Here is a 23,319-nt window from a genome sequence, read left to right on the forward strand (position 1 = left end):
CCATGTGGAAGCGACATCAGAAGTTCGAGCGCCACTCGCTGTGGCTCGTCATCGGCATCGTCATCACCGTGTCGATCGGGGGCCTGATCGAGATCGCCCCGCTGTTCTGGGTGGAGAGCACCATCGAGGAAGTGGAGGGCGTGCGCCCGTACACCCCGCTGGAGCAGGCAGGACGGGACATCTACGTCTCCGAGGGCTGCTACAGCTGCCACTCGCAGATGATCCGTCCGCTGCGCGACGAGGTCGAGCGCTACGGCCACTACAGCCTGGCGGCGGAGAGCATGTACGACCACCCGTTCCAGTGGGGCTCCAAGCGCACCGGCCCGGATCTGGCGCGGGTCGGCGGCAAGTACTCCAACGACTGGCACGTCGAACACCTGAAGGACCCGCGCGCCGTGGTGCCGGAATCCAACATGCCGCCCTACCGCTTCCTGGCCGACCAGGATCTCGACACCCACGCCACGCGTGAACGTCTGCGGGCCCTGCTCGCGGTCGGCGTCCCCTACACGGCGGCCCAGATCGAGAACGCGGAGGCCGACCTGAAGGCCCAGGTGGATCCGTTCGCCAGCGAGACCTCGGAGCTGCGCCAGCGCTACGGCCCCAACGTGGTCCAAAGCGACTTCGACGGCGACCCGACCCGCCTGACCAAGATGGACGCCCTGATCGCCTATCTGCAGGTGCTGGGGACCATGGTCGACTTCCGCACCTACGAGGCGGAAAGCCCGGAGAACCTGCGATGAGCGGCCTCGACTACGACACCGTGGCCCGCTTCGCCCAGCAGGGCGGGACCCTCTACTTCGGCGTGATGTTCGTGGCGGGCGTCGTCTGGGCCCTGCTGCCGCGCCACCGCGAGGCCTATCGCCGCCTCGCCCAACTGCCCCTCGAGAAGGACGAGGCCGACGATGTCTGAGCCCGAACGCGACGAACACACCGGCGTCGAGACGACCGGCCACGAGTGGGACGGCATCCGCGAACTGGACAACCCGCTGCCGCGCTGGTGGCTGTGGGTCTGGTACGCGACCATCGCCTTCTCGATCGTCTACTGGGTGCTGATGCCGGCCTGGCCGGGGATCAGCGGCTACACGCGCGGCATGCTGGGCCAGTCGGACCGGGCGGACGTGGCCGCGGACCTGCGCGAACTGCAGGCCCTGCGCGGCGAACGCGAGACGCAGCTGCTCAATGCTTCGCTGGAGCAGATCGAGCGCGATCCCGACCTGCAGGCCCACGCCCTGGCCGTCGGCCAGTCGGTGTTTGGCGACAACTGCGCCAGCTGTCACGGCGTCGGCGGCGCCGGGGCCCGGGGCTATCCGAACCTGCGCGACGACGTCTGGCTGTGGGGCGGAACCCTGCAGGACATCGAACACACCATCCGCGTCGGCGTCCGCGCCGGGCACGCGGACACCCGTGTGTCGATGATGCCCGCCTTCGGCCGCGACCGGATGCTGGACTCCGCCCAGATCTCCGACCTGACCGAGTACGTCGTGTCGCTCTCGGGCCGCGAGGCCGACGCGGCGGCGGCGGGGCGGGCGGCGCAGCTGTACGCCGACAACTGCGCCGCCTGTCACGGGCCCGGCGGCGAGGGCGACCAGCTGCAGGGCGCGCCCAACCTGCGGGACCGGGAGTGGCTGTATGGCTCCGACCGCGCGTCGATCTCCGGCCAGATCCACAACGGCCGTAACGGCGTCATGCCGACCTGGGAGAACCGCTTCTCGCCGGGCGTGATCAAGGCGCTCGCCGTGTACATCCACGCCAACGCCGGAGGGGGCGAAGACGCGGGGGCAGCGGCGGCCGCGCCATGACCCTGATCATCGACCGGACCCGCCAGACGCCGGCCGCCTCGAGCGGCCCGGTGTCGGCGGCGGAGCGCCAGCGGGCGAAGGCCCGGGGGACCGGACTCTACAAGGTCCGCGTCCCGATCTACCCGAAGCTGGTGCACGGCCCGTGGCGCTGGCTGAAGTGGGCCCTGCTGATCGCCATGCTGGGCATCTACTACGTCACGCCGTGGATCCGCTGGGAGCGCCCCGGCGCCCTGCCGGACCAGGCGGTGCTGGTCGATTTCGACGGCGGCCGGTTCTACTTCTTCTGGATCCAGCTGTGGCCGCAGGAGGTGTATTTCATCACCGGCCTGCTGGTGCTGGCGGCGCTGGCCCTGTTCCTGACCACGGCGCTGTTTGGACGACTGTGGTGCGGCTACGCCTGTCCGCAGACGGTGTGGACGGACCTCTACATCTATGTCGAGCGGATGTTCGAGGGCGACCGCAACGCGCGCATGCGCCTCGACGCCGCGCCGATGTCGTTCAACAAGGCGTGGCGCAAGACCGGCAAGCACCTGGTGTGGATCGGCATCGCCTTCGGCACCGGCGGGGCGTGGATCTTCTACTTCCACGACGCGCCGACGCTGATCCGGACCTTCTGGACCGGCGAGGCGCCGATCACCGCCTACGTCTCCTGTCTGGTGCTGACCGGCACGACCTATCTGTTCGCCGGCCACATGCGCGAGCAGGTGTGCACCTACATGTGCCCGTGGCCGCGCATCCAGGGGGCCATGCTGGACGACCAGTCGTTCCAGGTCACCTATCGCTACGACCGCGGCGAGCCGCGCGGGCCGCACAAGAAGTCCGACAGCTGGGAAGGCCGGGGCGACTGCATCGACTGCAACGCCTGCGTGGTCGCCTGCCCTATGGGCATCGACATCCGCAACGGGCCGCAGCTGGAGTGCATCAACTGCGGCCTGTGCATCGACGCCTGCGACGACATCATGGTCAAGGTGGGCCGGCCCAAGGGGCTGATCGCCTACGACACCGACGCCGCCGTGGCCGCGCGGGCCAAGGGCGAGAAGCCGAAGCACAAGCTGATCCGCCCGCGCACGCTGTATTACGCTGTCGCGCTGACGCTGGTCTCGGGTGTGATGGTGTGGGGCTTCCTCGGCCGCAAGGAGCTGGACGTCCACGCGCTGCGCGACCGCAACCCGGCCATGGTGCGACTGAGCGACGGAGCCGTGCGCAACGGCTACACCCTGAAGATCGCCAACCGGACCTTCCAGCCGACGACGGTCGAGGTGCGCTTCGCCGGGATCGAGGGGGCGCGGCTGCGCAGCCCGGGCAAGCCGGCCGGCGAGCCGCTGCGGTTCGAGGTCGAGCCGAACCGGGTCACGCCGGTCCGCGTCTTCGTCACCGTGCCCTACGAACAGGTCGGCGAGGGCCAGCAAGGCGCGGCCTTCGAGGTCCGCGCGGGCGACGAACGCCAGCTGGTGCAGACGGCCTTCACCTTCGGAGACCAGAGATGAGCGGTTTCACCATCAAGGGCTGGCATGTCGGCGTCGGGGTGACGGCCTTCTTCGGTCTGATCATCGCGGTCGACGCGGCCTTCCTGACCCTGGCCTACCGCACGCATCCCGGGCAGGTGGCGAACAAGCCCTACGAGGCGGGCCTGCTCTACAACGCCGAACTGGAGCGGCAGCGGCGCCAGGCCGAGCTGGGCTGGCGCGCCGCCGCCGAGGCGCGGCCGGACGGGGTGGCGGTGTGGATGCGCAACGCGGCGGGTCAGCCGCTGGCCGGCCTGACCGTCAGCGCCGACCTGCAGCGGCCGGCCACCGGGCACGGTCGTACGCGGCTGACGCTGACCGAGGCGGAGCCCGGCCTCTACGTCGCCCGGACGACGCTTTCCGGAACCTGGGACGCCGCCGTCGCGGCCCGCGACGCCGCCGGCCGCGACTTCGTGGCCAGCCGGAGACTGACATGGCCGTGACCTGGGACGCGGCGAACGCGCCCGACATGGGCGCCTTCGTCCGACGCGACGCCGACGGCCGCGCCGGGGTCGACCTGCTGGTGCGCGGGGCGCGCTGCGCCGGCTGCATCGCCAAGATCGAGAAGGCCGTGGCGGCCCTGCCGGGCGTCGCCTCGGCCCGGCTGAACCTGTCGTTGGGCAAGCTGGCGGTGGGTTTCGCCGACGGGCGGGCCGATCCGGCGGCGGTGATCGCCGCCCTCGAGGGGCTCGGCTACGAGGCGACCCTGTTCGATCCGCGCGAGGCGCGCGACCAGCGCGACCGCGAGGGCCGGCGGCTGATCATCGCCCTGGCCGTGGCCGGCTTCGGCGCCATGAACGCCATGATGTTCTCCGTGCCGCTGTGGGCCGGCCTGTTCGACCAGGAGCTGGGGCCGTCCACGCGCACCCTGATGATGTGGTTGTCGGGGATCGTCGGCGCGCCGTGCGCCCTGTACGCCGGCATGCCGTTCTTCGACTCGGCGTGGCGTTCGCTCCGCGCGGGTCGGGCCAACATGGACGTGCCGATCTCCATCGGCGTGATCCTGACCCTGGCCATCAGCTTCTCCGAGACCTTCCTGAACGGCCGGGACGCCTATTTCGACGCCGCGGTCATGCTGCTGTTCCTGCTGCTGGTGGGACGCTGGCTGGATCATGTGTTGCGGGGCAAGGCGCGCAGCGCCGCCGCGGATCTGCTAGCCCTGCAGGCCCCGACGGCCACCCGCCTGGACGGCGAGGGGCGCGAGCGGGCCATTCCACTGGCCGATGTGCGGCCCGGCGATCGCCTCCGCGTGCGTCCCGGAGAGCGCATTCCGGTGGACGGGGTGCTGGAGGACGGCCGCTCCGAAATCGACAACAGCCTGCTGACGGGCGAGAGCGCGCCGGAAGCGGTCGGCCCCGGCGGCGCCTGCCGCGCCGGCGCCCTCAATCTGTCGGGATTGCTGACGCTGCGGGCCGCCGCGCGGTCGGACGACTCGGCGTTGGCGGCGATCGCGCGGCTGGTCGACGCCGGGGCGCAGAACCGCTCGCGCTACGTCCGTCTGGCCGACAAGGCCGCCGCCCTCTACGTGCCGGTGGTGCACACGGTCGCCGCCCTGACCTTCGCCGGCGGCTGGGCGCTGGGGCTGGGCCCGCGCGAGGCGCTGATCCGCGCCGTGGCGGTGCTGATCGTGACCTGCCCCTGTGCGCTCGGGCTGGCGGTGCCGGCGGTCCAGGTGGCCGCCTCGTCGCGGCTGTTCCGCCGCGGGGTGCTGGTCAAGTCGGGCGCCGCCCTGGAGCGGCTGGCCGAGGTCCAACATGTCGTCTTCGACAAGACCGGGGTGCTCACCGAGGGGCGTCCGGAACTGGTCGAGGCGGACCCGGAGACCGTTGCGCGCGTGGCGCCGCTGGCCCGCGCCTCGCGCCACCCCCTGGCCCGCGCCGTGGCGCGCGCCGCCGGAGAGGGGCCGACCGCGACGGAAGTGGTCGAGCATGCGGGGCAAGGCGTGGAAGGCCTCGTCGAGGGCCGCCGCGCCCGCCTCGGTCGCGCCGCCTTCGTCGGCGCTCCGACCCTCAAGCAGGGCGAGACGGAGCTGTGGTTCGGCGTCGAGGGCGAGGCGCCGGTGCGTCTTCGCTTCGCCGACCGCCTGCGCGCGGATACGGCGGAGACGGTGGCGGCGCTGAAGGCGCGGGGGCTGACGGTGGAGATCCTGTCGGGCGACCTGGCCGGGGCTGTCGGCGAGGCCGCAGCGGCGGTCGGCGTGGCCGACTGGCGCGCCGGACTGACGCCCGAAGAGAAGGCGGAGGCGGTGGATCGGCTGTCGACGAACAGCAAGGTGCTGATGATCGGCGACGGGCTGAACGACGCCGCCGCCTTGGCGCGGGCCCACGCGGCCATCGCGCCGGGGTCGGCGCTGGAAGCCAGCCAGAACGCCGCCGACCTGGTGCTGTCCGGTCCGGAACTCGGCGCGGTGGTCGAGGCGCTGGACGTGGCGCGCTCGGCGCGGAACCGGGCGCTGGAGAATTTTGGCTTCGCCGCGGTGTATAATCTCGTCGCAGCGCCGGCGGCCATGCTGGGCTTCGTCAATCCGTTCGTGGCGGCGATCGCCATGTCGGGGTCGTCGCTGGTGGTCACGCTCAACGCGCTGCGCGTGGGAGGCCGTCGATGAACATCCTGCTCGTGCTGGCGCCGCTGTCGCTCGCCCTCGGCATCGGGGCGGTGGTCGCCTTCCTGTGGACGCTGCGCGCCGGCCAGTACGAGGACGTGCGCGGCGCGGCCGAGCGCATCCTGATCGAGGACGAGGACGGCCCGGGCGCCTGAGGGCGCGGCAGGGCGGGCGTCGGGAAGGTCGCAGGCAGTGGAAGAGTTCTACGTTCAGATCCGGCAGGTGCACATCGCGGCGGTGATCGCCAGCGGCGGCCTGTTCTTTGTGCGCGGCCTGCTGCTGAACCTGTTCGACCAGCGCTGGGTGATGGCGGGGCCGATCCGCTGGACCAGCTATGCGGTGGATACGGTCCTGCTCACCGCCGCCCTGATGCTGATGACCATCGTCCAGCAGTATCCGTTCGCCGACGCCTGGCTGACGGTGAAGGTCGCGCTGCTGGGCGTCTACATCGGCCTGGGCAGCTTCGCCCTCAAGCGGGGTCGCTCGAGGAGGGTACGGATCGGCTTCTGGGCGGCGGCGGCGGGCGTGTACCTGTTCATCGCCAGCGTGGCCCGGGCGCACAATCCGCTGGGGCTGTTCGCGGGTCTGTAAAGTCCCGTAGCGGACAATTCCGGAGCGGCCGGATTGCGCGGCGACAAGCGGCGCCGGCCGCCGCGGCGCGACAAGGGCGCGCGGCGATCCTGCCGCGCCCGCCTGGCCTGTCGACATGCTTCTCTCCACCGTTTCCGCCCTGGCCCTTCTGGGCGCGCCGGCCGTCTCCGAACCGCTGGAGGAGCCCACCGTACTGAGCGAGGTGGTCGTCACCGCCATGATCGACCCTGCAGATCCGACCGTGGCGCGTCGCGCCCGCGCGGAGCTGCAGGAGACGCCCGGCGCAGTGTCGGTGATCGCCCGGGAAGCGTACCAGGACCACCTGGCCACCCATCTCGGCGAGGCGCTGCACGGCGCGCCCGGCGTCTACGCCCAGAAGCGCTGGGGCGAGGACGTGCGCCTGTCGATCCGGGGCTCCGGCGTCGGCAACTCGATCCACAACCGGGGCGTGGTGCTGGCCCAGGACGGGGTGCCGTTCAACCAGGCCGACGGCTTCGGCGACTTCCAGGAGATCGACCTGCTGAGCGCCCGCTACATCGAGGTGTACAAGGGCGGCAACGCCCTTCGCTTCGGCGGCGCGGCCATGGGCGGGGCGATCGAGCTGAACACGCCGACGGGCCGCAACGCCCCGGCCGCCAATGAGGTCCGGCTGGAGGGCGGCTCGTTCGGCACCTTCCGCGCCCACGGCGAACTGGCGCGCAAGGGCGACGCCTGGGATGTTTGGGCCGGGGCCACCTTCCTGGCCGCCGACGGCGCCCGGGCGCATTCCGCGCAGCAATCGCAGCGGCTGAGCCTGAACCTCGGCCGCTCGCTGGGCGAGGACCGCGAGGTGCGGGTGCTGCTGAGCGCCGCGGACATCGAGAACGAGATTCCCGGCGCCCTGACGTGGGCGCAGCTGCAGGCCGATCCGGACCAGGCTGCGCCGGGCGTGATCGCCCGCGACTACCGGCGCGACATGACCTCGCTGCGCGGCTCGGTGCAAGTGGACTGGCGGCTGAATGAGGCCTGGACCTTCGAGGGCGGAATCTACGCCGCCCTGAAGGACCTCGACCACCCGATCTCCATCGTCATCGACCAGGAAAGTCTCAACATCGGCGCCTTCGGCCGGCTGGACTGGGCCGGAACGCTCGGCGGGCGTCAGGCCGACCTGTTCGTCGGCGCCTGGCTGCGGCAGGGCGAACTAGACGGACGGGTGCTGCAGAACGTGGCCGGCCAGCGCGGCGCCCTGATGGGCGACACGCGGCAGGAAGCCACCGCGCTGGACGTCTTCGCCGAGGGGCGGCTGTTCGTCACCGAACAGCTGGCGGTGGTCGCCGGCGGCAGCGCGGGCTGGACCTCACGCGACTACACCGACCGGCTGAACCCGGCGCGCAGCGACTCCCGCGACTTCGACTGGTTCGCGCCGAGGCTCGGACTGCTGTGGGAGTTCGAAGGCGGCCAGCAGCTGTTCGCCAACGTCACCCGCAGCGTGGAGCCGCCGGCGTTCGCCGCCCTGGTGCAGTCGCCGATCCCGGCCTTTGTGCCGGTCGAGATGCAGGAGGCGTGGACGTACGAGATCGGCGCGCGCGGCCGGCGCGGGGCTCTGAGCTGGGACATGGCCGCCTACCGGATGGAGGTGGACAACGAACTGCTCTCCTTCCTGCCGGGACCGGACATTCCGGCGGCCACCTTCAACGCCGGACCGACGATCCACAGCGGGGTCGAGGCGGGGCTGGAATGGCGCATCCTGCGCGCTGGCGACTACGAACTGGATCTGCACCAGACCTACGCCTGGTCCGACTTCCGCTTCCACGGCGACAGCCGCTATGGCTCCAACCAGCTGCCGGTGGTGCCGGAGCACCACTACCACGCCGAACTGCGCCTCGGCCGGCGCGGGGTGTGGTCGATCGCGCCGGCGGTGGAGTGGGCTCCGGGCGGAGCCTGGGTCGACTACGCCAACACGCTGGAGAGCCCCGGCTACGCCGTGTGGTCACTGAACGCCACCTGGACGGCCCGTCCCGGCGTGACCCTATTCCTCGACGCCCGGAACCTCACCGACGAGATCTACGCATCCAACGCCAATGCGGTGACCGACGCCCGCGTCGCCTCCACCGCCGTGTTCTGGCCGGGCGAGGGGCGTTCGGCCTTCGTCGGCCTCCGCGCCAGCTTCTAGGAGATCCCGCCATGCGCAACGCCCTTCTGCTCGCCGGCCTCGTCGGCCTCATCGCCGGGCCGGCCGCGGCCCATCCCGTCTTCGCCGAGAAGGAGGCGATCGCCGGCGGCCACTGGGCCGGCGAGCTGCGGCTGGGCCACGGCTGCGACGGCTCTCCGACCACGTCGCTGCGGGTGGAGATGCCCGAGGCGCTGCTCGTCGTCCGGGCGCAGCCCAAGCCCGGCTGGACCGTGGCCATTGAGCGGGCGCCGCTGGCGCAACCGGTGGCGGGCGAGGGCGGGCGGATGATCACCGAGCGTGTGACGGCGGTCACCTGGACCGGTCGTCTGACCGACGACCAGTTCGATGTCTTCGGCCTCGCCGCCAAACTTCCGGATACGGCGGGGCCGCTGGCCTTCGACGTGATCCAGACCTGCGAGAGCGGTGTGGTGGCGTGGAACGAGACGGCCGGGCCGGACGGCGCCAGCCCGGCGCACCCGCCGGCGACGCTGAACCTGGTCTCCGCGGGGGCGCGGCCGCATCACTGACTCCCGCCGCGTCGGCCCTTCGCCGGGCCCTTCATCAACCCTCTCCGTAGAGGCCCGGGAAAGACGCCCGGGCCTCTTTTGCGTTCGACCCAGACGTGTCTCCGTATGACTACCTAGGTGTTCGCACGGAGGGTGCGGCGTCGCCGTGTAAGCAGCGGAAAAAACTCAAGAAATGGCGCGGAAGGGCAAGGGTCGGTAGTGTCACGGAGGGGAGGTTGTCGGCCCGCAACGTTGGCCGATCGGGGGGCTCCTACACGGACCTCATTGGGGCCGATCGAAGCGCCCCGGAGACCCAAAGAGATGAAACTCCTCGCCCTCCTCACCACCGCCGCAGCCGCCGCGCTCGTCGCCGGCGCCGCCGTCGCCCAGGACGCTCCCGCGCCGGCCGCCGCAGAGGCTCCCGCCGCCATCGACATCGTCCGGCGCGGCGACGATCTGCCCGGCCCGCTGACCGCGACCGGTCCGCGTCGCCACGTCGTCAACCTCGAGACCACCGAGGTCGTCGGCCAGCTTGAGGACGGCACCACCTACACCTACTGGACCTACAACAACCGGGTGCCCGGGCCCTTCATCCGCGTCCGGGTCGGCGACACCGTCGAGGTCAACATGGCCAACGCCGCGGACAGCGTGATGATGCACAACGTCGACTTCCACGCGGTCACCGGACCGGGCGGCGGCGCCGAGGCGACCAACGCCATGCCCGGTGAGCACAAGTCGTTCAGCTTCAAAGCGCTGAAGCCCGGCCTCTACGTCTACCACTGCGCCACCCCCATGGTCGCCCAGCACATCTCGAACGGCATGTACGGGATGATCCTGGTCGAGCCCGAGGGCGGCCTGCCCGCCGTCGACCACGAGTTCTACGTCATGCAGGGCGAGCTCTATACCGAGGAGGCTCAGGGCACTCCGGGCCTGCTGACCGAGAGCATCGAGCGCCTGCTGGACGAGCAGCCGACCTATTATGTGATGAACGGGGCCTTCAAGGCGCTGACCGGCGAGCGGGCCCTTGAGGTCGAGGTGGGCGACACCGCCCGCATCTACTTCGGCGTCGGCGGCCCGAACAAGATCTCGAGCTTCCACGTGATCGGCGAGATCTTCGACACCGTCTACGACAACGCCTCGCTGGTCAGCGCCCCGAGCCAGGACATCCAGACCGTGCTGGTTCCGCCCGGGGGCGCGACGGTAGTGGACCTGACCTTCGAGGTCCCCGGCAACTACATCATGGTCGACCACGCCCTGAGCCGCGCCGAGCGCGGGGCCGCGGGCATCATCACGGTCAAGGGACCGGAGAACCGCGAGATCTTCGAGGTTCCCCCGGGTACGCCCGAGCACCAGGGACACTAGCCGCGCTGTTGCGGCGAGCGGCCGCCGGGGATGGCTCCGGCGGCCGCGTTTTTTCTTCGGGAGACGTGGCCATGATCAAGGCCGTGCCGGCCGCCGCCCTGGCGGCCTTTTTTCTGCCCGCTGCGGCGCTGGCCCAGACGCCGGACGAGAGCGGCGCCAAGGTTCTGTTCGAAAGCCGGCTGCGCAGCGAACTGGTGGACCAGCAAGGCTTCGCCGGGCAGGCTCATGCCCTGACCCTGCGGGCCCGGCTCGGCTGGCGCTCGCCCACCGTGAGTGGCTTCCAGCTGCTGGTGGAAGGCGAGGGGGTCGCGGTGCTCGACGACCGCTACAGCGCGCCGGTCGATCCGGTCCCGGGCCGGCCGGCCGTGCCGGACGGGGAGACGGTTGAGCTGAACCGGGCGCAGGTGCGCTGGACGGGCCTGCCGGACACCGAGGTGGTGGTTGGTCGTCAGCGGCTGATCGTCGGCAACAGCCGATTCGTCGGCAACGTGGGCTGGCGCCAGAACGAGCAGACCTTCGATGCGTTGCGGGTGACCGGTTCGGCGCTGAAGCCGGTGACGACGACGTACGTCTTCGCCGACCGGGTGCAACGGCCGCTCGGCCACGAGCATCCGCAGGGCGTCTGGCGCGGAGACATCCACCTGCTGCAGGCCGAGGCGGATACGCCTCTCGGGCGGCTGGCGGGCTTCGGGCTGGCCATCGATCTCGACAACGCCCCGGCCATGTCCTCGACCACGGTCGGGGCGCGGCTGGCGGGAGCGCGGCCGGTGCGCGACGGGCTGTCGCTGACCTGGGCCGGGGAATACGCCGTGCAGACCGACGCCGGCGCCAATCCGGTCGACTACCGCCTGGACCTACAGTCGGTCGCCGTGGGGCTGCAGGCGCCCATGTGGGCGCTCGCGGCCGGTTACGACCGCTTCGATGGCGACGGCGTTTCAGGCTTCCAGACTCCGCTGGGCACCGGGCACGGCTTTCTCGGCTGGTCGGACGTGATCACCACGACGCCCGCCTTCGGGGTCCGGGACGCCTTCCTGCGCGGATCGCTGAGCCGGCCGGCCTTCGGGCGGACCGTGAAGCTGACGGCCGAAGCGCATGCGTTCCACGACGCCGACGGCGACTTCCGCCTCGGCCGCGAACTGGATCTGTCGGCGTCCGTTCCGGTCGACGCCCACTGGTCGATTGAAGTGAAGGGCGCCCGTTTCGAGAGCGACCACGTCGCCTTCCCGGACGCCACCAAGGCGTGGCTGAGCGTGGAGTACCGCTACTGAGAGGCCCGAGCGGCGGGGCGGACGGACCGCCCCGCCGACGGGTTCAGCCGCACTTCGAGTAGCCGCACTCGAAGCAGGTGTCGCAGCCTTCCTTGCGGACCAGACCGGGCGTTCCGCAGCGGGGGCAGCAGGCCTTCGAGGCGGCGGCAGGGACGGCGGCGGGAGCCTCGGCCGCAGCCTCGTGGCCCGCGCAGGCTTCCGCGTCCCGGGCCAGATGGCGCTCGATGACCCCGCCGATGGCGGCGAGCAGCGACGGCACGTAGCGTCCGTTGAGCCAGCCGCCGCCGCGCGGATCGAACACCGCTTTCAGCTCCTCGGCCACGAACGACACGTCGCCGCCGCGCCGGAACACCGCCGAGATCATCCGGGTCAGCCCCAGGGTCCAGGCGTAGTGCTCCATGTTCTTGGAGTTGATGAAGATCTCGAACGGGCGCGGCCCGTCGGGACCCTCGACGTCGTTGAGGGTGACGTAGACGGCGTGCGGGCTGTCGGGCCATTTGATCTTGTAGGTGCGGCCGTCCAGCGCCTCGTCGCGGGCGGCGAGCACCGGGCCTTCGGGCGCGGGAGCCGGCGCCGGGGTCGCGGGGGCCGCAGACAGCACGGATCCGGTCACGGCGTTGGGCCGGTAGGTGGTCAGCCCCTTGCAGCCCATCGACCAGCCGCGGACGTAGACGTCGGCGAAGTCGTCGAAGGCGATGTCCTCGGGGCAGTTGACGGTCTTGGAGATGGAGCTGTCGACCATCTCCTGGGCCACCGCCTGCATGCGCAGGTGGTGCTCGGGCGTCAGCGTCTGGGCGGTGACGAAGGCGTGTTCCGGCGGCGGCGCGTCGCCGTGCAGGCGCTTCCACACCGTCAGGGCGTAGTCCTCGACGGCCTCCTCGCGCTTCGAGCCGTCGGGCTGCAGCACCTTGCGGGTATAGGCGTAGGCGAACACGGGCTCGATGCCGGAGGAGACGTTGCCGGCCAGCAGGGAGGTGGTGCCGGTCGGGGCGATCGAGGTCAGGCAGCCGTTGCGCAGGCCATGCTTCGCGATCAGGGCCCGGGTGTCCTCGTCGAGATCCTTGAGGTTCGGCGTGTCGAGGATGGCGGCGTCGTAGAGCGGGTAGGCCCCTTTCTCGGCGGCGAGTTCGGCGGAGGCGCGGTAGGCCTCGCGCTTGATCACGCCCAGCCATCGGCGGGTGAGGGCGGCGGCTTCCTCGTCGCCGTAGCGGGCGCCGCAGAACACCAGGGCGTCGGCCAGGCCGGTGACGCCGAGGCCGATGCGCCGCTTGGCCTTCGCCTCCGTCTCCTGCTGGGGCAGGGGGAAGCGGGAGACGTCGATGACGTTGTCGAGGAAGCGGATGGCGGTGCGGGTCAGCTCGCCCAGCTTGGCCTCGTCCAGTTCGGCGTCGGCCGAGAACGGGTGGGGGACCAGTCGCGCGAGGTTGATCGAGCCGAGCAGGCAGGCGCCGTAGGGGGGCAGCATCTGTTCGCCGCAGGGGTTGCTGGCCGAGATGACCTCCACGCCCGCGAGATTGTTCCGTTCATTGACCCGGTCGATGAAGATCACGCCCGGCTCGGCCACGTCGTAGGTGGCGCGCATCAGCCGGTCCCACAGGTCGCGGGCGCGGACGGTGCGGAAGGTCTCGCCGCCGAACACCAGCGGCCAGTCGCCGTCGGCCTGCAACGCCTGCATGAAGGCGTCGGGAACCAGCACCGAGACATTGAAATTGCGCAGCCGCGCCGGGTCGCGCTTGGCGTCGATGAAGGCCTCGATATCGGGGTGGTCGATGCGCAGGCAGCCCATCATGGCGCCGCGCCGCTGACCGGCCGAGAGGATGGTGCGGCACATGGAGTCCCACACGTCCATGAAGCTGAGCGGGCCGGAGGCGTCGGCGCCGACGCCCTTCACCGCCGCGCCGGAGGGGCGGATGGTGGAGAAGTCCATGCCCACGCCGCCGCCCTGCTGCATGGTCACGGCCGCCTCGCGCACGGCCTCGAAGATGCCGCCGAGGTCATCGGGCACCGTGCCCATGACGAAGCAGTTGAACAGGGTGACGTTTCGGCCCGTCCCGGCGCCGGCGAGGATGCGGCCGGCGGGGAGGAACTGGAAATCCGTCAGGGCGTCCTCGAAGCGCTCGCGCCAGCGGGCGCGCGCCTTGGGGGCCTCCGCCTCGGCGACGGCGGCGGCGACCCGCGCCCACGTCTGTCCGATCGACTCGTCGCCGCCGCCCTGGGGCGGCTGGAAGCTGTACTTGCCGCGCCAGATCTCGGCGGCCAGGGGATTGTCGAACGCCATGCTGTCCTCCTTCGGGACGAAACAGGCTGACCGATTCCACGGGCGGCGAACTTGCGCCGGCGCAATGTGGCGGCATCACGATCCCGGCAGACTTCGCTTCATGGCCTCCCACCGTTCCGACAAGACTTCCCGACAAGATCCGCAGGCGGAGACGCTGGAGCGATGGGGCGTCAGCCAATGCGACGCTGTGGACCGCTCCGTCTTCAACGCCGGTCTCAGCACGCTGATCGAGATCGACTGTCCGGCGAGTGAAGACCCGGAGCGCCGGCTGGCCCGGTTGCTGCGGGAGGAGGGCGAGGCGATCCGTCGGCGACTGGAGGACGCGGTCGCCCTGGCCCGCGCCGGCGAACGCGCCCACCGGACCGACGATCTGTGGCCGCACGGGCTCGTCGACGAGCTCGACGACCTGCTCCAGGATCTCGAGGCTCACGACGCTCACGAAGCCTTCGCCCGAAGCGCCCCGGGGGCGCCGTCGGCGCTCGCGGCCGGCCTGAAGGAAGATCACGGGATTCTGGCCGCCCGGCTCGAGGCGCTCCGTCGATCGACGCGCGGCTATGAGGCGCCTGCGCACGCCTGCGCCGTATGGCGGCTGCTCTACGTCCTTTGCCTGAAGGTGGACCGGGCCCTCGCCGAGCGGATGCGGCTGGAGGACGCAGGTATCGGCGACACCGCTCCGCAATCATACGGAGCGGTCATCTTGTCCCCGAACAAGGTCAGGCCCGAAGCCGCCGCCTAGAAGACGCCCATGACGCGGCAAGGGTCGCGCCGGTTACTTCAAGGTAGAAAGACAATGCTGAAACGCACCTTCATCACCCTGGCCGCCGCCGGGCTGGCCCTCGCCATGGCGGGTGAAGCCGCGGCCGCCGAGCACCGGGTCCAGATGCTGAACCGCGGCGACGGCGGAACCATGGTCTTCTCGCCGGCGGTGGTCCGGGCCCGGCCCGGCGACACCATCCGCTACGTGCCGACCGACCCCGGGCACAACGCCGAAACCATCGCCGGAATGCTGCCGGCCGGCGTGCAGGTCACCCGCGGCGCCATGGGACGGGAGTACGTCCTCCGCGTGACCCAGCCGGGCGTCTACGGCGTCAAGTGCGCGCCGCACTACAGCATGGGCATGGTCGGGCTGGTGATCGTCGGCGACGGTTCGGCCAACCGCGCGGCGGCCCAGACCGTCGCGGGCCGCGCGCCCAACCTGGCCCGGCGCCGGTTCACGGAGTACTTCGCTCGCTGAAGACTCCGTTGGGGCAGGGGGCGGAAGCAGGGTCCGGGGTTCGCCCCGGGCCCTGTTTTTTGCGGGCGCGGCGAAGTCGGATACTCAGCCTTCGGCGACGGCTTCGAGGCCGGGCATGTCGCGAACGACGATCCGTCGCCGCGCGCTTCCAGTGATGCCTGATGCGTCCCACGCCGCCAGCGTCCGGCTGACGGTGTGAAGGGTGGAGCCGGTCATCTCCGCCAGATCCTGGCGGGTGATCGGAAAATCGATCTCGACGCCGCCTTCGACCGGACGGCCGGCCTTGCGGGCCAGCCGCAGCAGAGCCCTGGCGATCCGCTGTTCGACCCGCTCGCTGGTGAGTTCGCTGACCCGGTTGTGAAGGTCGAACAGACGGGTCCCGGCGGAGGCGGTCGAGCGGACCCCGATTTCGGGGTGCCGCCGCATCAGTTCGCGAAAGGCCGGGACGCTCCAGCGGACCTCCAGGCTTTCCGTCACCGCGAGAGCGTCGGCGGGGAACGGTTGGCCCATAAGTGCGGCGACGGTGCCGTACATCTCGCCGGGGCCGATGAAGCGAAGCACCGACTGGGAGCCGTCCGGCAGGGTCTGGACGATCTTGACCCGACCTTCGAGCAGGCTGTGGCAGGTCACGCCGGCGTCGCCCTGGGCGAAGATGCGCTCGCCCGGCGACAGCCGGCGGAGCGCGCCCGCGGCCATCACTTCGTCGAGCTCCTCGGGGGACAGGCCGGCGAACATTTCGGCGCGTTGCAGCAGCCGGGGATCGGCGTGAGGCATGACGACTCCGCAGTTTGCGCTGCTGTAGAGCGCAACGCCCTTCCGGACACCCTCGGGAAATCCCTTAGGGACGAAACCGAGGTGTCGCGGGCGCCGGCCGGGGCCTAGTGGATCGCCATGCAAGGAGCATCCCGCATGGCCACCTATAATCTCGCAACGGCGCCCCGCACGGTGATCGAGCCCCTCCGGGCGCGGTCGGCGGATCAGCCGTGCTGCCTGTGCGACACCTTCGACGAGGACGCGACGACCCACATCATCGCGGCTGGCCGGGAGCTCTTCCGTCAGTCGGAGCCCAGCTACAAGGTCTTCCGGGTCCGGGCCGGCGCGGTCGCGACCTACCGTCTGTTCTCGGACGGCCGGCGGCAGGTGATGAGCTTCTACCTGCCCGGCGATTTCGTCGGCATGGAGGCAGGTGTCGAGTACGGCGCGACGGCCGTGGCCCTGACCCAGGCGACCGTCGACGTGATGCGGCGCAGCGAACTGTCGGACCTGGCGTCCTCGGACCCGCGTCTCTCGCGCGCCCTGTGGCAGGTCAGCCTGCGGGCGTTCCACCGCAGCGAGGAGCACGCCCTCGTCCTGGCCCGTCATGGCGCGGTCGAGCGCGTCGTCGCCTTCCTCGTCGATTTCGCGGCCCGCACCAGGGCCGGGTCGGCGTTCGAGCTGCCGATGACCCGGCAGGACCTGGCCGACTACCTCGGCCTGACCATCCACACCGTCTCGCGCACCCTGTCCCAGCTGGAAGCGTCCGGCCTGATCGAGGCGCGTTCGAGCCGCGTGGTGCGGCTCCTGCAGCCGGAATCGCTCGAAGGCATGCTGCAATGACCGGGACGACGTCGCCGTTGGCAGGTCCCGCGGTCGTCCTCGTCGAGGGCGATCCGGCGGTGACCCACGCCATCGAATTCGCCTTTGGCCTTGAGGGGCTTGAGGTCAGCTCCTACCCGAGCGGCGCCGACACGCTGGCCAGCGAGCGACCGCGCGCGGCCGGCTGTCTGGTGGTCGACTACAAGCTGCCCGACATGGACGGCCTGGAGCTGCTGGAGCAGTTGCGGGCCAAGGGCGTCTCCGCCCCCGCGATCCTCATCGCCACCAATCCGCGGGCCGTCATGCGCCAGCGCGCCCTCGCGGCGGGCGCGCCGATCGTCGAGATGCCGCTGCTGAACGACGGCCTGCTCGATACGGTGAAGCAGGCCCTCGGGGCCCAGCCCGGGCCCTGCTAGGGCTTTCCGACCAGAAGCCGCATGCGGACCAGTTCGGAGAGGCTGCGCGCCTTCATCTTGGTCATGACGTTGGCGCGGTAGACCTCGACCGTCCGCGGGCTGATCTCGAGGTCGTAGGCGATCGCCTTGTTGGCCTGGCCGGCGACCAGCCCCTCAAGCACCTGCCGCTCGCGCACGGTCAGCTGCTCGAGCCGGGACCGGATCTCGCCGACCTCGGCGTCCTCGCCCGCGGTGGCGGCGTTCTGCGCCAGTGCGGACCGGATCGAGGTCAGCAGCGCCTCGTCGTCGAACGGTTTTTCGATGAAGTCGACGACCCCGGCCCGCATGGCCTCGACCGCCAGCGGAACGTCCGCATGACCGGTCATGACGATGACCGGATGGGACACGCCCTGCGCCTTCAACTGACGCACCAGCTCCAGTCCGTTCATCTCCGGCATGCGGACGTCGGTCAGGATGCAGCCGGCGCGCAACTCCTCCGCCTGGCTGAGCAACTCGGGACCGGACGCGTAGGTCGCCGCATCGTACCCCGATGTCTTGAGCAGAAAGCGCAGGGAATTCCGCACTGCCGGATCGTCGTCAACGATGTGGACGACACCTTCAGTCGTCATTCTCGAGCTCCTTTTCATCGACCGTCATCAGGGTGAAGCAGAAGCGGGTGCCGCCGCCGGGGTTCGGCACGGCCCAGATCCGACCGCCGTGGGCTTCAACGATCGTCCGCGAGATGGAAAGCCCCACGCCCATGCCGGTTCGCTTGGTCGTGATGAAGGGCTGGAATAGCTGATCCACGACCTCCGGCGCCAGCCCCGAGCCGGTGTCCGAAACGCTGACGAGGGCGAGATGGTCGCCGCCGTCCTCGATCCGGACGTCCAGTTGCTTGCGGGGGCTCTCCTCCATCGCCTCGATGGCGTTGCGGATCAGGTTGAGGACGACCTGCTGCACCTGCACCCTGTCGGCGAGGACGAGGTCGATCGCCGGGTCGAAGCGGAACCTGACGCTCACCCCGTGCTCCTTGGCTCCGACCAGCGCCAGGGCTCCTGCTTCCTCGATCAGCTTGTGCAGACTTTCGATGCGGCGTTCAGTCTCGCCGCGCGCCACGAAGTCCCGGAGACGGCGAATGATGTCGCCGGCGCGAAGGGCCTGGTCGCCGGCGAGGTCGATGGCTTCCTTGAGCATCTCCCGCGGCACCTCGGGTCCCCTCAGAAGCCGCGAGGAGCCCTTGAGGTAGTTGGCCACCGCCGACAGCGGCTGGTTCAGCTCGTGCGCCAGGGCCGAGGCCATCTCGCCGAGGGCGGTGAGGCGCGAGATGTGCACGAGTTCGGTCTGGAGCTCCTGCAGGCGGGCCTCGGTCCTTTGTCGTTCGGTAAGGTCGCGGACGAACCCCGTGAAGAAGCGCTCCTGGCCGGAGACCATTTCGCCCACCGACAGCTCCATGGGGAATGTCGAGCCGTCCTTGCGCTCGCCGACGACGACGCGGCCGACGCCGATGATCCGCTTCTCGCCCGTCGTCAGATAGCGGTCGAGATAGTTGTCGTGGGCCTCGCGATAGGGCGAGGGCATGAGAATCTTGACGTTCTGTCCGATGGCCTCCTCGGCGCGCCAGCCGAACAGTCTCTCGGCGGCGTCGCTGAAGGATCGCATGGTGCCGCGCTCGTCGATGACGACCATGGCGTCAGGGACGGTGGCGAGGATCGAACTGAGGTGCGCCTCGCGCGAGCGAAGGTCGCTGTTCACCGCCACCGCGCGGTCTCGCATGACCTGGAACATCTCGCCGCCCGCCCCGATCATGCAGCCGATCGCCACGAAGGCGGCGGTGCTGGCGAGGTCGCCGCCGCCCTGCTGCCAGGTCAGAACGACGCCGCCGGCGACGCCCAGCAGCGTCGCCGCGAGCCCGGGGCCGAGGCCGCCGAGGGTGGCCGCGGCGAAGACGACGGGGATGAACAGGAGAAAGGCGATCCGGTCCTCGAGGTAGGCTGTCGCCGCCAAGCCGATCGCCAGCGCCAGCGCCGTTCCCACGAGCGCTGCGGCGTATCCGCTGCGGTTGCGCCGGGCCGCCAGAGCCCACGCCAGAAGCCCGGCTCCGGGCCCGGTCCAGCGGTCGCTCCGCGCTCCGGAAGATTCCCTAGGTGGAATACCCAAATGTCACCTGTCGCGGTTTGCGCCTAACCCCGGCGAGGGCGGACGCCGCCCTCCGTTTCACTGTTCGAGGCTCGTTGCAACCGTGCTGGATTCGACTGCCGTCGCGCCGAAGGCGGCGCGCCCTTCCGTGCCTTCGAGCTGGCTGGCGCAGGCCGGTCGGACGCTGCCGCGATACACCAGCTATCCCACCGCCCTGGCCTTCACGGCGGCCGAGGACGATGCGGAGGCCCGCTCCTGGCTGGCGCAGATCCGGCCGGACCAGACGCTGTCGGTCTATACCCACGTGCCGTTCTGCAAGCGGCTGTGCTGGTACTGCGGCTGCCACACGAGCGTGTTCCATGAATACGACCGGGTTCGCACCTTCTTTGAAACGCTGAAGCGGGAGATCGAGCTGTGGGCCGCGGCGATGCCCGCCCATGCCGGAACGCAGCATCTGCATTTCGGGGGCGGCAGTCCGAACGCCCTGGCTCCCGCCGACTTCGCGGAGCTGGTGGCGGTGCTCGGTCGCGCCTTCCGCCTGCGACCGGATGCGGAGGTTGCCGCCGAACTCGATCCCGGCCTGCTGACCCACGAGTTCATCGACGCCGCGGTCGCCGCCGGCGTGAACCGCGTCAGCCTGGGGGTGCAGACCTTCGATCCGGACGTGCAGCAGAAGGTCAACCGGATCCAGCCGTTCGAACAGGTGGCGTCGGTGGTGGCCCGGCTGCGCGACGCCGGCCTCGCCGCGCTGAACTTCGACCTGATGTACGGCCTGCCGGGGCAGACGCCGGAAAACGTCGCCGCCAGCACGCGCGACGCGATTTCGCTCGCTCCCGACCGCGTCGCCGTCTTCGGCTACGCCCATGTGCCGTGGATGAAGAAGCACCAGGTGATGATCCGCGAAGAGGATCTCGCCGACGCGCAGGGGCGCTGGGACCAGGCCGAGGCGGCCGACCAGGAACTGGTCGCGGCGGGCTACGTCAGGATAGGGCTCGATCATTACGCCCGGCCCGGCGATCCGCTGGCCGTGGCGGCCGCGTCGGGCAGGTTGCGACGCAACTTCCAAGGCTACACCGACGACCCGGCAGCCGTGATGATCCCGGTCGGGCCGTCGAGCATCGGGCGCTTCGGGCCGGGCTTCGTGCAGAACGCCATCGCCACCGACACCTGGGGCCGGGCCGTAGAGGCCGGGCATCTGCCGGTGGCGCGCCGTCTGCCGGTGACCGAAGAGGACGAACTGCGGGCGGCGGTGATCGAACGGGTCATGTGCGACCTGCGGGTCGATGTCGGCGCCGTGTGCACGGACCGCGGCTTCGCCCCCGACGCGCTTGATTCGTGCTTCGCGGGGATCGCCGAACTGGAGCCGCTCGGCCTGTGCAGGCTCCGGGGCCGGGTGGTCGAGGTGCCCGCCGCGGCCGCGCGCCTCGTCCGCACCGTCGCCGCCTGCTTCGACGCCCAGCTGGCCGGCCCCGCGCGGCGACACGCGCAGGCGGTCTGAGGAGTCTTCCGCGCGTAGAGCTTGCGCCGGCGCAACGTCCCGCGTCGGCAGGCGCGCCAAGGAACGGACAAGGCCGAAGCGGGGGGAGTCCCTGTCGGCAAAGGACAGAGAGAGATGACAACCAAGAGGCTTTGGCTCGTCCTCGCCCTGATCATGACGGCGTCCTTCGCCGTGCTAGGGCTGATGGGACGCGAAATCTACAGGCAGGCCCCGCCGCTGCCGGCGCAGGTGGTCGCGCCGTCCGGCGAGGTGCTGTTCACCAAGCAGGACATCCAGGACGGCCAGCTCGCCTGGCAGTCCATGGGCGGCCAGCAGGTCGGCTCCGTCTGGGGCCACGGCGGCTATGTGGCCCCGGACTGGTCGGCGGACCAGCTGCACCGCGAACTCGTCGCGCTGCTCGATATCTGGGCCAAGCGCGAACACGGCGTCGCGTACGCCCAGCTGGACCTCGAGAAGCAGGGCGCCCTGAAGGCGCGCCTGAAGGACGAGGTTCGGCGCAACACCTACGATCCGGCGACCGGGACCGTTTCGGTTTCCGCCGACCGGGCGGAAGCGATCCGGCAGGTGCGCGCCCACTATGAGGCGCTGCTGAGCGACGACATCGAGCTGTCGCATCTGCGCGAGCAGTACGCCATTGCCGAAAACCCGGTGCCCGACGCCGCCCGCCGGGCGGACATCGCCGCCTTCTGGTGGTGGAGCGGCTGGGCCGCGGGGACCAACCGTCCCGGGGACGTCGTCACCTACACCTCCAACTGGCCGCATGAGCCGCTGATCGACAACGTGCCGAGCTCGGCCAACATCGTCTGGTCGGCCGCCAGCGTGCTGCTGCTGATCTTCGGGGTCGCCGCCCTGATCTTCTGGCACGCCCGCGCCAAGCATGAGGCGCCGCCGACCGTGCCGGCGACCGATCCGCTGTTCACCATGAAGCCGACGCCCTCGATGAAGGCGAGCGGCAAGTACTTCCTCACGGTGATCGGCCTGTTCCTGCTGCAGGTCGGCCTCGGCGCCATGACCGCCCACTATGCGGTCGAGGGCCACGACTTCTACGGCATCCCGATTTCCGAATGGATCCCGTATGCCGTGACCCGCACCTGGCACACCCAGCTTGCGGTGTTCTGGATCGCCACCGCCTGGCTCGCCACCGGCCTGTACATCGCGCCGATGATCTCGGGCCATGAGCCCCGCTTCCAGAAGCTGGGCGTCAACATCCTTTGGGCGGCCCTCGTGTTCGTCGTCCTCGGCTCGATGGCCGGCGAGTGGCTTGGCGTGCAGCAGGTCTTCGACATCCACACCAACTTCTGGTTCGGCCACCAGGGCTGGGAGTACGTCGACCTCGGCCGCTTCTGGCAGATCCTGCTGTTCGTCGGCCTGATGCTGTGGCTGGTGCTGGTCGGTCGCGCCCTGTGGCCGGCGCTGCGCTCGCCGTCGGACAGCAAGCCGGTGCTGGCGGTGCTGTTCATGTCGACCATCGCCATCGGCCTGTTCTACGCCGCCGGCTTCATGTGGGGCAAACACACCCATATCTCGATGGTCGAGTACTGGCGCTGGTGGATCGTCCACCTGTGGGTCGAGGGCTTCTTCGAGGTCTTCGCCACGGCGGTGATCAGCCTGCTGTTCGTCAAGCTGGGCCTCGTCCGCGCCCAGACCGCGAACGTCGCAGTCCTGTTCGGCACCATCGTGTTCCTGACCGGCGGCGTCCTCGGCACCGCCCACCACTGGTACTTCGCCGGCACGCCGGTGTCGGTGATCGCCATCGGCTCCATGTTCTCGGCCCTCGAGGTCGTGCCCCTGGCGCTGATCGGTTTCGAGGCCTTCGAGACCTGGCGGCACACCAAGGTGGCGCCGTGGGTGCAGACCTACCGCTGGCCGATCCTGTTCTTCGTGGCGGTGTCCTTCTGGAACCTGCTCGGCGCCGGGGTCTTCGGCTTCATGATCAACCCGCCGCTGAGCCTCTACTACCTGCAGGGGCTGAACACGACGGCCACCCACGCCCACGCCGCGCTCTTCGGGGTCTACGGCATGCTGGGGATCGGCCTGATGCTGTTCTGCCTGCGCGGCCTCGCGCCGCGGCTGGCCTGGGATGACCGGTTGCTGGCGGTGACATTCTGGACGCTGAACATCGGCGTGGCGATGATGGTCTTCCTGTCGCTGCTGCCCATGGGGGTGGTGCAGGCCTTCGCCAGCATCGAACACGGCATGTGGTACGCCCGCTCTCCGGCGGTCATTCACTCGCCGCTGGTCGAGATGCTGGTGTGGATGCGGGTGCCCGGAGACGTCGTCTTCAGCGTCGGCGCCTTCTCGCTGGCCATCTTCGCGGCCCGCCTCGTGATCGCGGCCCGCAAACCCCGGATCGGCGGCAAGCCGGCCGTGCTTCCCGCGGAGTAGTCGCGGGCGGGCGGGGCGGAGGGGATCGTGGAC

Annotated in this window: 22 protein-coding genes; 18 read left to right on the forward strand and 4 right to left on the reverse strand. The window is 70.4% G+C overall.

What is annotated here, in order from left to right:
* Positions 1–2: 2 nt before the first annotated feature.
* From ccoO to BM333_RS13005, 12 genes are all read left to right on the forward strand, one after another.
* Positions 3–740 carry a cytochrome-c oxidase, cbb3-type subunit II gene (gene ccoO, locus BM333_RS12950; protein WP_092312414.1) on the forward strand — a complete coding sequence of 246 codons (738 nt, stop codon included), beginning with the start codon at positions 3–5 and terminating at the stop codon, positions 738–740.
* Positions 737–910, forward strand: coding sequence for a cbb3-type cytochrome c oxidase subunit 3 (locus BM333_RS12955; RefSeq protein WP_092312416.1), 174 nt, complete (start codon positions 737–739; stop codon positions 908–910). Before ccoO ends, BM333_RS12955 begins: the two co-directional genes overlap by 4 nt.
* Positions 903–1,799: a cytochrome-c oxidase, cbb3-type subunit III gene (gene ccoP, locus BM333_RS12960; protein WP_092312419.1), complete on the forward strand. Its 897-nt coding sequence runs from the start codon at positions 903–905 to the stop codon at positions 1,797–1,799. Before BM333_RS12955 ends, ccoP begins: the two co-directional genes overlap by 8 nt.
* Positions 1,796–3,286, forward strand: coding sequence for a cytochrome c oxidase accessory protein CcoG (gene ccoG / locus BM333_RS12965; protein ID WP_092312423.1), 1,491 nt, complete (start codon positions 1,796–1,798; stop codon positions 3,284–3,286). Before ccoP ends, ccoG begins: the two co-directional genes overlap by 4 nt.
* The gene (locus BM333_RS12970; protein ID WP_092312426.1) at positions 3,283–3,747 is read left to right on the forward strand and encodes a FixH family protein; all 465 of its coding nucleotides are present in this window, start codon (positions 3,283–3,285) and stop codon (positions 3,745–3,747) included. The genes ccoG and BM333_RS12970 overlap by 4 nt, the downstream gene beginning before the upstream one ends.
* The gene (locus BM333_RS12975) at positions 3,738–5,909 is read left to right on the forward strand and encodes a heavy metal translocating P-type ATPase (RefSeq protein ID WP_092312429.1); all 2,172 of its coding nucleotides are present in this window, start codon (positions 3,738–3,740) and stop codon (positions 5,907–5,909) included. Before BM333_RS12970 ends, BM333_RS12975 begins: the two co-directional genes overlap by 10 nt.
* Positions 5,906–6,061, forward strand: coding sequence for a cbb3-type cytochrome oxidase assembly protein CcoS (gene ccoS / locus BM333_RS12980; RefSeq protein ID WP_092312432.1), 156 nt, complete (start codon positions 5,906–5,908; stop codon positions 6,059–6,061). The genes BM333_RS12975 and ccoS overlap by 4 nt, the downstream gene beginning before the upstream one ends.
* A 37-nt stretch (positions 6,062–6,098) precedes the next feature.
* Positions 6,099–6,497 carry a SirB2 family protein gene (locus BM333_RS12985; protein WP_092312435.1) on the forward strand — a complete coding sequence of 133 codons (399 nt, stop codon included), beginning with the start codon at positions 6,099–6,101 and terminating at the stop codon, positions 6,495–6,497.
* Between the two features lie 115 nt (positions 6,498–6,612).
* Positions 6,613–8,649 carry a TonB-dependent receptor family protein gene (locus BM333_RS12990; protein WP_092312438.1) on the forward strand — a complete coding sequence of 679 codons (2,037 nt, stop codon included), beginning with the start codon at positions 6,613–6,615 and terminating at the stop codon, positions 8,647–8,649.
* A gap of 11 nt (positions 8,650–8,660) precedes the next feature.
* A complete protein-coding gene (locus BM333_RS12995; RefSeq protein WP_092312441.1) occupies positions 8,661–9,176 on the forward strand; it encodes a YcnI family protein in 516 nt (171 codons plus the stop codon).
* A 300-nt stretch (positions 9,177–9,476) separates the two neighbouring features.
* The gene (nirK, locus tag BM333_RS13000; RefSeq protein WP_092312444.1) at positions 9,477–10,517 is read left to right on the forward strand and encodes a copper-containing nitrite reductase; all 1,041 of its coding nucleotides are present in this window, start codon (positions 9,477–9,479) and stop codon (positions 10,515–10,517) included.
* A 71-nt stretch (positions 10,518–10,588) separates the two neighbouring features.
* Complete coding sequence (locus BM333_RS13005; RefSeq protein WP_092312447.1) at positions 10,589–11,785, forward strand: alginate export family protein; 1,197 nt, start codon at positions 10,589–10,591, stop codon at positions 11,783–11,785.
* 43 nt (positions 11,786–11,828) lie between these two features.
* On the opposite strand, the gene BM333_RS13010 is transcribed toward BM333_RS13005, so the two are convergent.
* Positions 11,829–14,063, reverse strand: coding sequence for an adenosylcobalamin-dependent ribonucleoside-diphosphate reductase (locus BM333_RS13010; protein ID WP_092312450.1), 2,235 nt, complete (start codon positions 14,061–14,063; stop codon positions 11,829–11,831).
* Between the two features lie 100 nt (positions 14,064–14,163).
* Here BM333_RS13010 and BM333_RS13015 point away from each other — a divergent pair, with 100 nt between their 5' ends.
* The gene (locus BM333_RS13015; protein ID WP_143105825.1) at positions 14,164–14,799 is read left to right on the forward strand and encodes a hypothetical protein; all 636 of its coding nucleotides are present in this window, start codon (positions 14,164–14,166) and stop codon (positions 14,797–14,799) included.
* Positions 14,800–14,853: 54 nt separating this feature from the next.
* Positions 14,854–15,297, forward strand: a complete 444-nt coding sequence (locus tag BM333_RS13020) for a pseudoazurin (protein WP_092312456.1) — start codon at positions 14,854–14,856, stop codon at positions 15,295–15,297.
* Between the two features lie 84 nt (positions 15,298–15,381).
* On the opposite strand, the gene BM333_RS13025 is transcribed toward BM333_RS13020, so the two are convergent.
* Positions 15,382–16,071, reverse strand: coding sequence for a Crp/Fnr family transcriptional regulator (locus BM333_RS13025; RefSeq protein ID WP_092312459.1), 690 nt, complete (start codon positions 16,069–16,071; stop codon positions 15,382–15,384).
* Positions 16,072–16,206: 135 nt separating this feature from the next.
* Here BM333_RS13025 and BM333_RS13030 point away from each other — a divergent pair, with 135 nt between their 5' ends.
* Together BM333_RS13030 and BM333_RS13035 are read left to right on the forward strand one after the other, a co-directional pair.
* Positions 16,207–16,893, forward strand: a complete 687-nt coding sequence (locus BM333_RS13030; protein ID WP_177221894.1) for a helix-turn-helix domain-containing protein — start codon at positions 16,207–16,209, stop codon at positions 16,891–16,893.
* Positions 16,890–17,288: a response regulator transcription factor gene (locus tag BM333_RS13035; protein WP_092312466.1), complete on the forward strand. Its 399-nt coding sequence runs from the start codon at positions 16,890–16,892 to the stop codon at positions 17,286–17,288. Before BM333_RS13030 ends, BM333_RS13035 begins: the two co-directional genes overlap by 4 nt.
* Here BM333_RS13035 and fixJ read toward each other — a convergent pair.
* Together fixJ and BM333_RS13045 are read right to left on the reverse strand one after the other, a co-directional pair.
* Complete coding sequence (fixJ, locus tag BM333_RS13040) at positions 17,285–17,896, reverse strand: response regulator FixJ (RefSeq protein WP_092312469.1); 612 nt, start codon at positions 17,894–17,896, stop codon at positions 17,285–17,287. The two genes, BM333_RS13035 and fixJ, sit on opposite strands and share 4 nt — an antisense overlap.
* On the reverse strand, positions 17,886–19,301 hold the full coding sequence (locus BM333_RS13045) for a PAS domain S-box protein (protein ID WP_425425135.1): 1,416 nt from the start codon (positions 19,299–19,301) through the stop codon (positions 17,886–17,888). Before BM333_RS13045 ends, fixJ begins: the two co-directional genes overlap by 11 nt.
* Before the next feature lie 250 nt (positions 19,302–19,551).
* Between BM333_RS13045 and hemN the strand changes: the two genes are divergently transcribed.
* Both hemN and BM333_RS13055 read left to right on the forward strand, forming a co-directional pair.
* Positions 19,552–20,901: an oxygen-independent coproporphyrinogen III oxidase gene (gene hemN, locus BM333_RS13050; protein WP_092312524.1), complete on the forward strand. Its 1,350-nt coding sequence runs from the start codon at positions 19,552–19,554 to the stop codon at positions 20,899–20,901.
* Between the two features lie 114 nt (positions 20,902–21,015).
* Positions 21,016–23,286 (forward strand): nitric-oxide reductase large subunit, encoded by a 2,271-nt coding sequence (locus BM333_RS13055; RefSeq protein WP_092312472.1) that lies wholly within the window; start codon positions 21,016–21,018, stop codon positions 23,284–23,286.
* Positions 23,287–23,319 lie beyond the last annotated feature (33 nt).

Source organism: Brevundimonas viscosa, from assembly GCF_900116065.1.
Taxonomy (GTDB): Bacteria; Pseudomonadota; Alphaproteobacteria; order Caulobacterales; family Caulobacteraceae; genus Brevundimonas; species Brevundimonas viscosa.

Coding starts and splice junctions, on each gene's coding strand:
- ccoO (WP_092312414.1), top strand. CDS start 3: ATGTGGAAGCGACATCAGAAGTTCGAGCGCCACTCGCTGTGGCTCGTC.
- BM333_RS12955 (WP_092312416.1), top strand. CDS start 737: ATGAGCGGCCTCGACTACGACACCGTGGCCCGCTTCGCCCAGCAGGGC.
- ccoP (WP_092312419.1), top strand. CDS start 903: ATGTCTGAGCCCGAACGCGACGAACACACCGGCGTCGAGACGACCGGC.
- ccoG (WP_092312423.1), top strand. CDS start 1,796: ATGACCCTGATCATCGACCGGACCCGCCAGACGCCGGCCGCCTCGAGC.
- BM333_RS12970 (WP_092312426.1), top strand. CDS start 3,283: ATGAGCGGTTTCACCATCAAGGGCTGGCATGTCGGCGTCGGGGTGACG.
- BM333_RS12975 (WP_092312429.1), top strand. CDS start 3,738: ATGGCCGTGACCTGGGACGCGGCGAACGCGCCCGACATGGGCGCCTTC.
- ccoS (WP_092312432.1), top strand. CDS start 5,906: ATGAACATCCTGCTCGTGCTGGCGCCGCTGTCGCTCGCCCTCGGCATC.
- BM333_RS12990 (WP_092312438.1), top strand. CDS start 6,613: ATGCTTCTCTCCACCGTTTCCGCCCTGGCCCTTCTGGGCGCGCCGGCC.
- BM333_RS12995 (WP_092312441.1), top strand. CDS start 8,661: ATGCGCAACGCCCTTCTGCTCGCCGGCCTCGTCGGCCTCATCGCCGGG.
- nirK (WP_092312444.1), top strand. CDS start 9,477: ATGAAACTCCTCGCCCTCCTCACCACCGCCGCAGCCGCCGCGCTCGTC.
- BM333_RS13005 (WP_092312447.1), top strand. CDS start 10,589: ATGATCAAGGCCGTGCCGGCCGCCGCCCTGGCGGCCTTTTTTCTGCCC.
- BM333_RS13010 (WP_092312450.1), bottom strand. CDS start 14,063: ATGGCGTTCGACAATCCCCTGGCCGCCGAGATCTGGCGCGGCAAGTAC.
- BM333_RS13015 (WP_143105825.1), top strand. CDS start 14,164: ATGGCCTCCCACCGTTCCGACAAGACTTCCCGACAAGATCCGCAGGCG.
- BM333_RS13020 (WP_092312456.1), top strand. CDS start 14,854: ATGCTGAAACGCACCTTCATCACCCTGGCCGCCGCCGGGCTGGCCCTC.
- BM333_RS13025 (WP_092312459.1), bottom strand. CDS start 16,071: ATGCCTCACGCCGATCCCCGGCTGCTGCAACGCGCCGAAATGTTCGCC.
- BM333_RS13030 (WP_177221894.1), top strand. CDS start 16,207: ATGGCCACCTATAATCTCGCAACGGCGCCCCGCACGGTGATCGAGCCC.
- BM333_RS13035 (WP_092312466.1), top strand. CDS start 16,890: ATGACCGGGACGACGTCGCCGTTGGCAGGTCCCGCGGTCGTCCTCGTC.
- fixJ (WP_092312469.1), bottom strand. CDS start 17,896: ATGACGACTGAAGGTGTCGTCCACATCGTTGACGACGATCCGGCAGTG.
- BM333_RS13055 (WP_092312472.1), top strand. CDS start 21,016: ATGACAACCAAGAGGCTTTGGCTCGTCCTCGCCCTGATCATGACGGCG.